Annotated in this window: 9 protein-coding genes; 4 read left to right on the top strand and 5 right to left on the bottom strand. The window is 69.0% G+C overall.

The window, feature by feature from the left end:
• Positions 1-640 (bottom strand): response regulator (locus tag E1261_RS41105; RefSeq protein WP_132415180.1); only part of this gene is annotated, 640 nt, incomplete at its 3' end.
• Positions 637-1833, bottom strand: coding sequence for a sensor histidine kinase (locus E1261_RS41100; protein ID WP_238176768.1), 1197 nt, complete (start codon positions 1831-1833; stop codon positions 637-639). The genes E1261_RS41105 and E1261_RS41100, both read right to left, overlap by 4 nt.
• A gap of 120 nt (positions 1834-1953) precedes the next feature.
• Between E1261_RS41100 and E1261_RS41095 the strand changes: the two genes are divergently transcribed.
• Together E1261_RS41095 and E1261_RS41090 are read left to right on the top strand one after the other, a co-directional pair.
• Positions 1954-2178, top strand: coding sequence for a DUF5957 family protein (locus E1261_RS41095; RefSeq protein WP_132415179.1), 225 nt, complete (start codon positions 1954-1956; stop codon positions 2176-2178).
• Positions 2175-3623, top strand: a complete 1449-nt coding sequence (locus E1261_RS41090; RefSeq protein WP_238176767.1) for a multicopper oxidase family protein — start codon at positions 2175-2177, stop codon at positions 3621-3623. Before E1261_RS41095 ends, E1261_RS41090 begins: the two co-directional genes overlap by 4 nt.
• Before the next feature lies 1 nt (position 3624).
• On the opposite strand, the gene E1261_RS41085 is transcribed toward E1261_RS41090, so the two are convergent.
• From E1261_RS41085 to E1261_RS41075, 3 genes are read right to left on the bottom strand one after another with little or no spacing between them, the layout of a single operon-like run.
• On the bottom strand, positions 3625-4272 hold the full coding sequence (locus E1261_RS41085) for an ABC transporter permease (RefSeq protein WP_132415177.1): 648 nt from the start codon (positions 4270-4272) through the stop codon (positions 3625-3627).
• A gap of 2 nt (positions 4273-4274) precedes the next feature.
• The gene (locus E1261_RS41080; RefSeq protein ID WP_132415176.1) at positions 4275-5009 is read right to left on the bottom strand and encodes an ABC transporter permease; all 735 of its coding nucleotides are present in this window, start codon (positions 5007-5009) and stop codon (positions 4275-4277) included.
• Positions 5006-5707, bottom strand: coding sequence for an ATP-binding cassette domain-containing protein (locus E1261_RS41075; protein ID WP_132415175.1), 702 nt, complete (start codon positions 5705-5707; stop codon positions 5006-5008). Before E1261_RS41075 ends, E1261_RS41080 begins: the two co-directional genes overlap by 4 nt.
• 121 nt (positions 5708-5828) lie before the next feature.
• Between E1261_RS41075 and E1261_RS41070 the strand changes: the two genes are divergently transcribed.
• A complete protein-coding gene (locus E1261_RS41070; protein ID WP_132415174.1) occupies positions 5829-6689 on the top strand; it encodes a sensor histidine kinase in 861 nt (286 codons plus the stop codon).
• Complete coding sequence (locus E1261_RS41065) at positions 6686-7360, top strand: response regulator transcription factor (protein ID WP_132415173.1); 675 nt, start codon at positions 6686-6688, stop codon at positions 7358-7360. The genes E1261_RS41070 and E1261_RS41065 overlap by 4 nt, the downstream gene beginning before the upstream one ends.
• Positions 7361-8202 lie beyond the last annotated feature (842 nt).

Below are 8202 nucleotides of genomic sequence, written 5' to 3'. Positions count from 1 at the left end.
GGCCGGATTCGTAGGCGATGTGGACTAGTTGGGCTCGGTCGCGGGCGTTGAGTTTGGTGAGGAGGCGGCTGACGTAGGTGCGGGTGGTGGCGTGGGTGAGGTAGAGGCGGGCGGCGATCTCGGCGTTGGAACGGCCGGCCGCGATCTCGGTGAGGAGTTCGCGTTCGCGGTCGGTGAGGGGCGCGAGGCGGGAGGAGTCGGGCGGCGTACGGCGGTCGTTTGCGAACCGTTCCAGGACGCGGCGGGTCACTGACGGAGAGAGCAGGCTGTCGCCGGCGGCGACTGTGTGGACGGCGGCCCGGAGCTCGTCCGGGTCGGTGTCCTTGAGCAGGAAGCCGGCCGCGCCGGCCTGGATCGCGTCGAAGATGTGGTCGTCGGTGTCGAACGTGGTGAGCATGACGACCCGGGTGTCGCGCAAGCGTTCGTCGGCGACGATCCGCCGGGCCGCCTCGATCCCGTCGACGCCCGGCATCCGGATGTCCAGCAGGACGACATCCGGCCGCTCGGCGAGTACCAGCGAGACCCCCGCCGCGCCGTCCGCGGCCTGACCGACCACGGTGATGCGCTCGTCGCGGTCGAGTAGCGCGGCCAGACCGGACCGCATCAGTTGCTGGTCGTCCACGATCACAACCCGGATCACCGCGGCCCCTCCCCCGGCGAACGCAGGAACGGCAGCACCGCGTGGATCCGGAACCCAGGCCCAGAGCTGAAGTCCACCTCGCCACCGATCAGCCCGACCCGCTCCCGCATCCCGGCCAGCCCGCGCCCGCGCGACTCGTCGAGCACCGCGCCGACCCCGTCATCGGACACCGTGATCTCCAGACAGGCCGGCTGATACCGCAGTACGACGTCCGCCCGGCTCGCCCCGGCGTGCTTGAGCGAGTTGGTCAGCGCCTCCTGCACGATCCGGTACGCCGTCGTGTCGACGACCGTCGGCAACACCTCCGGCTCCCCTTCGACCCGCAGACCGACCGCCAGCCCACTCGCGATCGTTGCCTCGATCAACAGTTCCACATGCTCCAGCGAACCCACCGGAGCACGACTCTCGGCATCCGTCAGCAACCCGACCATCGTCCGCAACTCACGGACCGCCGCGCTGCTCGCGGTCCTGATCGTGCTGAGCGCCGCCCGCGTCGCCTCCGGATCGTCGTCGAGTGCCTCCAGCGCCACACTCGTTTGGACGGAGACCACCGCGATCGTGTGCCCGATCGCGTCGTGCAGGTCGTGGGCGATCCGCAACCGCTCGGCCTCCACCCGGCGCCGCGCTTCGCGCTCCCGCTCGGACACCGCCCGCTGCTCGGTACGGCGGTGCTCGGCCCGCAGCAGCCTGGTCGCACGGACGGTCGCGCCGAGGGCGATCGCGCTCAGCATCAGCCCGGCGGTCGAGGCCAGTTCGAACCCAATCAGGTAGCCGACGCTCTCCCCCTGCCCCAGCCGGAACGCCGTACTGACCACGATCAGTCCGACCGCAGTCGCCGCGGCGATCCGGAACTTGCCGGCCTCGGCTGCGGAGTACAACGCGGCTGCGACAGGTAACGCGAGCCCCACCGCCGGGTAGCCGATGGCGTAGTAGGCCAGTAGTCCGACCGCGGTTGCCACCAAAGCCAGCACCGGGAACGGTCGGCGGACCAGCATCAGCGCACCAAGACCGACCGCGAACAGGTACGCGATCACGTCGGGTCCGCGGTGCCCACCGAGGTCCATCGCGATCGCCACGGCCACCACGGCCGACGTGACCAGACCGAGCAGGATGTCGATGAGCAGTGCCTGCCGATCCGGGGTCACCCCGAACCGCGTGAGCGAGGCTGCATCCGCCGTACCGGTGTGGTCCACAGCTTCGAGGATAGGTCAGGGTTCCCCGGCTCCGCAGTCGTCGAATGTTGACGATCGGCGCTCCGGATCGACAACAGCAGCCGGATGTCCGCAGCCGTCCGGATGCCTAGCGTCGAAGCCATGAGAACTGTGGGAGTTGCCGTCCTCGGCCTGTTCCTCGGCGTACTGGCCGGGCTACTGATCTTCGGAGAACTGATCGGCCGGATCGTTGTCGCGAACAACAACGGAACCGTCGAAGCGCCATGGACCTTCATCATCGGGTTCGGGCAGCAGGGGCTGGCGATCGCGGGTGCGGTCGTTGCCGTCGTCATCGATCGCCGGCGGCGGGCCGGCAGCAGCAAGTGATCGGCCGTCGACGGTTGCTGCAGGCAACTGCTGGTCTCGCGCTGAGCGGTTGCGCCGGCCCGAGCGGCGGCGGCAACATCGAGACCGAGTCGAGTGCCGGGTCGCTCCTGCGCAGTACGGCGAAGCTGCCCGAACCGTTCACTGTCCCGCTGCCGATACCGGCCGTCCTCAAACCGACCGATCGCCACAACCTCACCCAGCGGGCCGCGCAGGTCGAGATCCTGCCTGGGCTGAAAACGCAGATCTGGGGGTACGACGGCACGTTCCCGGGACCGACCATCGAGTCCCGGCGCGGTCAGCAGATCGTCGTGCGGCATCGCAACGCGCTCGCCGTACCGGTCGTGGTGCACCTGCACGGCGGACGGACGCCGGCCGATTCCGACGGCTACCCGACCGACACGATTGCGCCCGGCCGGTCCCGGGACTACACGTATCCGCTCGACCAGCCGGCGACAACGCTCTGGTACCACGACCACACGATGGACTTCACCGGGCCGCAGGTCTACCGCGGGCTGGCCGGGTTCCACCTGATCCGCGACGACGTCGAGGACGGGCTGCCGCTGCCGCGCGGTGAACGGGAGATCCCGCTGATGATCGCCGACCGGGCATTCGGCGAGGACGGCGCGTTCCTGTACCCGTCGATGGACGGGATGCCTGGCGTCACCAGCGAATTCATGAGCGGCGTACTGGGCGACTGCATCCTCGTGAACGGCGCGCCCTGGCCAGTGCTCGAGGTCAGCGCGACCCGCTACCGCTTTCGGATCCTGAACGCCTCCAACGCCCGCCGCTACAAGCTGAAGCTCGACCCGCCCGCACCGATCGTCCAGATCGGCAGCGACCTCGGGCTGCTCGCGGCGCCGGTCGAGCACGACGACCTGACCATCGCGCAGGCCGAGCGCTTCGATGTCGTCATCGACTTCTCCCGGTACGACGTCGGCCAGTCGGTGACGCTGACGAACCGGCTGGGGTCCGGCGGCACCAAGAACGTGATGCGGTTCGTCGTCGCCCGGAAGGGGTCGGACGACAGCCGGATCCCAGATCAGCTCGCCGAGATCGAACCGCTGAGCCGGTCACAGGCCGTCGTACAGCGTCAGTTCGTCTTTGCGCGCAACGGCCCGTCGCATCACGGCACCACGACCTGGGCGGTCAACGGCCAGGCTTTCGCGCCGGACACGATCCTTGCCGAGCCGGCCCTCGGCTCGGTCGAGCTGTGGAAACTGCGGGCGCAGAACGTGCCGCATCCGATCCACATCCACCTCGCGCCGTTCCAGGTCCAGGACCCCGGGCGGACCGCGACCGGCTGGAAGGACACCGTCGATCTGAGCAGTGGTGACGAGGCCGAGGTCCTGCTCCGCTTCGACGGGTACCGCGGCAAGTACGTCTTCCACTGTCACAACCTGGAACACGAGGACATGATGATGATGGCCAACTTCCGGGTGCAGTAGGTCAGCCGTCGCTGCGGTGGAATCGGCGGATGGCGACGGCGCCGATGACTGCGATCCAGGCTGCGGCAACGAGTGGGCCGGTGAGGGCTGCATCGGTCGGCTGGTAAAGCTCGGCGGCCGCTCGATCGGGCAGCCAGCGGGCGTGCTCGGTGAGCCCGGCCAGCAGCGGCGAGAGGATCAGCACCAGACACAGCGCGCCGACCAGCGCGGGCACGAGGTGCCGGACGAGCAGCGCGATGGCGTAGGCGAGCAGACCGATCACCATCAGGTACGCCGTCATGCCGACGTACCGTCCGATGCCCTCGGCCTCGGTGTCGAGTGCGTACTGGACCGCGGCCGCTGCCACCGCCGTCAGCATGAGGGCGACGACGGCGGCCGCGGTCTTCCCGACGGCCAGGAGTCCGCGGGCCGGGACCGCAATGAGCGACGTACGGAACTGACGGCCCGTGTACTCGTTGCCCACCGGGAGGATGCCGAGCAGGAGGAAGCCTGCTTGGACATACGGCACGACGTCGACGGGTGCGGCGGCCCGGCGTTGGGCAGCGCCGATGACGGCGGCGACCGTGATCGTTCCGGCCATCGTGAGGACGGTGATCGGCAGGGTGCGGAGCTTGTCGAGTTCGGAGAGGACGACGTTCCCGAGCCGCATGATCACGCGTCCCGGCGGGTGAACACGAACCCGGCGGCGACGCAGAACACGACGGCCCAGCCAGTCATCACCAGACCGCCCGGGCCTGCGTCGAGCGCGCCCTCGACCGTCATGACATCGCTGAACAGGCGCAGACCGGCCACGTCGGGCAGCCAGAATGCGAGCGACGTGAGCTTCGACAGCAGGAAGGAGACGGAGACCACCGAACTGTTCACGATCAACACGATCAGTGGGATCACGCCGTTGCGGAGGATGACGGTGATCGCGAAGGCGATGAGTGCCATCAGAGTCCAGTAGAGCGTTCCACCGAGGCAGCGCGCGATGGCGTCGCCGAAGCTGACCCCGGGTCCGGTCGTGTCGACGATCAGGTGCGTGATGCCGATGGTCACGGGCAGCGTCACGGCGGCGGAGCCGACCACCAGCAGCACGATCGCCATCACCTTCGCGAGCAGGATCCTGATCCGCTGCGGCGTGACCGTGAGGGTCGTGGTGATCTGCCGCCCACCTCCGGCGTCGGCGTTGTTCGCGGTGTATTCATGGCTGAAGGCAACGACTCCGATGACGACGGCGCCGACCGTCCCCAACGGCATACCGCCGAGCGCCGTCTCGAAGGCCGTCTTCCCGCGGCCCGAATTGAGGACGGCGATGGCGGTCGATCCGAACAGCGTGACGGCGAGCCCGGCCCAGACCGCCGGAAGCGACAATGCCTTGCGCAGCTCGGCTCTGAGCGCGTTCATCGGGTGCCCCCGGTGAGCGCGAAGAAGGCTTCCTCCAGGTCGCCGTACCCGGCTGTCACGTCGGTGACGGTTCCGGTCGTCACGATTCGGCCGCCCGCAATCACCACCAGATCGTCGGCGACATCCGCGACCTCGGTCATCAGGTGGCTGGAGAGCAGCACCGTGCCGCCCGCGTCGGCGAGCCCGCGCAGCAGGCCGCGGATCCAGCGGATGCCTTCCGGATCGAGACCGTTGACCGGCTCGTCGAGCACGAGCGCCTCGGGTTCACCGAGTAACGCGGCGGCGATTCCCAGCCGCTGTCCCATCCCCAGCGAGTACTTCGCCACCCGGACCTTGCCGTCCTTCGTGAGGCCGACCTCGTCCAGCACCTCGTCGATCCGGCGCTGCGGGATTCCGTTGCTCCGGGCAACCCAGGCGAGATGGTTCCGCGCGGTCCGGGACCGATGCGCGCCCGATCCCTCGAGCATCGACCCGACTGTTCGCAACGGATCGGACAGCGATCGGTACGGGCGCCCGTCGAACAACGCCGTACCGCTGTCGGCGTGGTCGAGGCCGAGCAGGATCCGCAGCGTGGAGGACTTGCCTGCGCCGTTCGGCCCGAGAAACGCGGTCACCCGGCCCGGCCTGGCCTCGAAGCCGACGTGATCCAGGATGGTTCGGGAACGGCGGCGTTTGACGACTTGGTCGATCGTGATCATGTCCCCATCCCAGCCGCCGTCGATCGCGTCCGGATCGGCCCGGGGGCCGGTCCTGCTCAGCCGGAGGTCTGTCAGACCCAGGTCCGATGTGCGGGTGGCGCTGGCTCTCTAGACTGGCCAGATGGAAGCCAGCGATCGGCCCGTACTGCGTACCCGCGCATGGCCGATTGCGCTTGCCCTGCTGGCTTTTCTGTTGCTCGTCCTGGTCAGCGTCGGAGCCAGTCCGCGCGCAGCCGCCATCGCTGTCACGGCCGCGGTGGTGGGCTGTGCGGCGGCGGTAGTCGCCGGGGCCCTGTTGCACACCCGACGAAGACGGCAGCGGTACGAAGAGGAGCTGACCGCGTGGGCCGCCGAGCGCGCGATCCAGGCCGAGCGGTTGCGGATCGCCCGCGACCTCCACGACCTCGCCTCGCACGGGCTCGGTCTCGTCACCGTCCGCGCCGCCGCCGCGCGCACGGTGACCGGGCCGACCGGAGACGCGGAACGGATCGCCGCCCTGACAGACATCGAGTACGCCGGACGCCAGGCAACCACCGAGCTACGCCGGATGCTCGCCGTACTGCGGTCTCCGGACGACGACACGTCACTGCAGCCGGCCGAGACGCTGGCCGATCTTCCGCGGATCGTCGAGGTCGCTCGCACCAGCGGGGTCCGCGCGGAGCTTGCGGTCGGTGACGTCGGCATCGGCGAGGTGTCCGGGGGCGTTCAGCTGACGGTGTGCGCGATCGTCCGCGAGGCCCTCGCCAACACCGCCCGGCACGCCGGGCCGACGCGCGCCGAGGTCGCCGTACGGCGGGAGGGCGACACGATCCTGATCACCGTGACTGATGACGGGCCTGGGGCGGACTGGGTTCCGCATCCGGGTGGCGGTGCCGGGCTGGCTGGGCTGCGGGAGCGGGTCGGTGCACTGGACGGGACGCTGGAGGCAGGGGCTCGCGCTTCGGGGTACCAGGTCGTCGCTCGGCTGCCGGATCGCCGATGACCGCCGTTCGGGTGCTGGTTGTCGACGACCAGCCGCTGATGCGGCACAGCTTGCGACTCATCGTCGACGGGGCGAGCGACCTCGAGGTGGTCGGCGAGGCCGATACCGGGGAGGGCGCGGTCGCTCAGGCGGCCGAGCTGCGGCCGGACGTCGTACTGATGGACATCCGGATGCCCGGCGGTGATGGGATCGAGGCCACCCGGCGCATCACCAGCGATCTGCCCGGGACGCGCGTCGTCGTTCTCAGCATGTTCGAGCTGGACGAGTACGTCCACGCCGCACTGCAGGCCGGGGCCAGCGGTTTCCTGCTGAAGGACGCAGAACCGGATCGGCTCGTCGACGCCGTCCGGCGGACCCACTTTGGCGAATCGCTCTTCGCCCCCAGCATCCTCAACCGCCTGGTCGAGCACTACCTCGGCCGCTCGATGCCCAAGGCAACCTCCGCGCAGCTGACCGACCGAGAGGCGGAAGTGCTGACCCTGATCGGCCGCGGCCTGTCGAACGAGGAAATCACCCGCACCCTGACGATCTCCATGGGCACCGCCAAAACCCACATCGGCAATCTACTCGCCAAACTCCAAGCCCGAGACCGAGCCCAACTAGTCATAGCCGCCTACAACCGAGGCCTGGTAAAACCACCCCGCCACCCGGGGCCGACGGGCTTGGGCTGAGGTTCGACATCGTTGCGCGAGTGGGAGCTTGCCCCCTCAACCAGGGGGTTGCCCCCTGAATTTATCGATGGGCAACCCCCCACCTCAGGGGATATCGGGCTCTTCTGCTCGATGTGTGGGTTCTGTACGGCGGCCATGGCGGCGGTGCGCTCGGATGCGGCCGGTCTCCTGCGGCTGAGGTTGCTCGCCGCTGCGACCGGCGTCCGTACCACCCGAAAACGACGGGTAGAACTCCCCAGCCCCCTGCAATAACCAACCGAACGACCGAACCCCGTACACCAACTGGGGACCCCGGACACCCGACCAGATGTCCGAGCTCCCCATGAGGTGACCGCAGTACACGCCCGCCCACCTGCACACCGGCCAGCAGGCCGCCGTACCCGCAACGTCCGAAGGACACGCACGCCCGGTCTCCGGATCGTCGGACGCTAATCCCTGCCCGGAGCTAACGTCCGAAGGACACGCGCGCCTGGTGTTCGGATCGTCGGAGGTTGTGACGGGCAGGACGGCGAACCCACACATCGGACAGAAGAACCGGACAACGCTCGAGCTATGGGGTTGCCCGGCGAGTGGGTGGTTGCCAGTCGGTGGATTTTCGTCACCGGTGACGAAAATCCACCGGCTAACGCACCGACCGGTCGCGGCCGGGGGGAATCGGCACCTGCTGACCGCCGGGGCGGACACCCGGGCCATCACAATTGCGTGCGCGCGGCGGGCCCACGCCTGGGTGGTGGCGATTCGGCCGATTGTGATGGCCTGGCGGTCCGCAGCGAACGTCGTACCGGGAGTGCGGACCTGTGCCACTGACCAACCCTCGGTTTGACGGCTCGCGGGGGTGGGGT

The organism is Kribbella albertanoniae, assembly GCF_004348455.1.
Taxonomy (GTDB): domain Bacteria; phylum Actinomycetota; class Actinomycetes; order Propionibacteriales; family Kribbellaceae; genus Kribbella; species Kribbella albertanoniae.
The sequence above is the reverse complement of the archived record's forward strand: the minus strand, read 5'-3'. Positions and strand labels throughout refer to the sequence as shown.

Coding starts and splice junctions, on each gene's coding strand:
- E1261_RS41095 (WP_132415179.1), top strand. CDS start 1,954: ATGAGAACTGTGGGAGTTGCCGTCCTCGGCCTGTTCCTCGGCGTACTG.
- E1261_RS41085 (WP_132415177.1), bottom strand. CDS start 4,272: ATGCGGCTCGGGAACGTCGTCCTCTCCGAACTCGACAAGCTCCGCACC.
- E1261_RS41080 (WP_132415176.1), bottom strand. CDS start 5,009: ATGAACGCGCTCAGAGCCGAGCTGCGCAAGGCATTGTCGCTTCCGGCG.
- E1261_RS41075 (WP_132415175.1), bottom strand. CDS start 5,707: ATGATCACGATCGACCAAGTCGTCAAACGCCGCCGTTCCCGAACCATC.
- E1261_RS41070 (WP_132415174.1), top strand. CDS start 5,829: ATGGAAGCCAGCGATCGGCCCGTACTGCGTACCCGCGCATGGCCGATT.
- E1261_RS41065 (WP_132415173.1), top strand. CDS start 6,686: ATGACCGCCGTTCGGGTGCTGGTTGTCGACGACCAGCCGCTGATGCGG.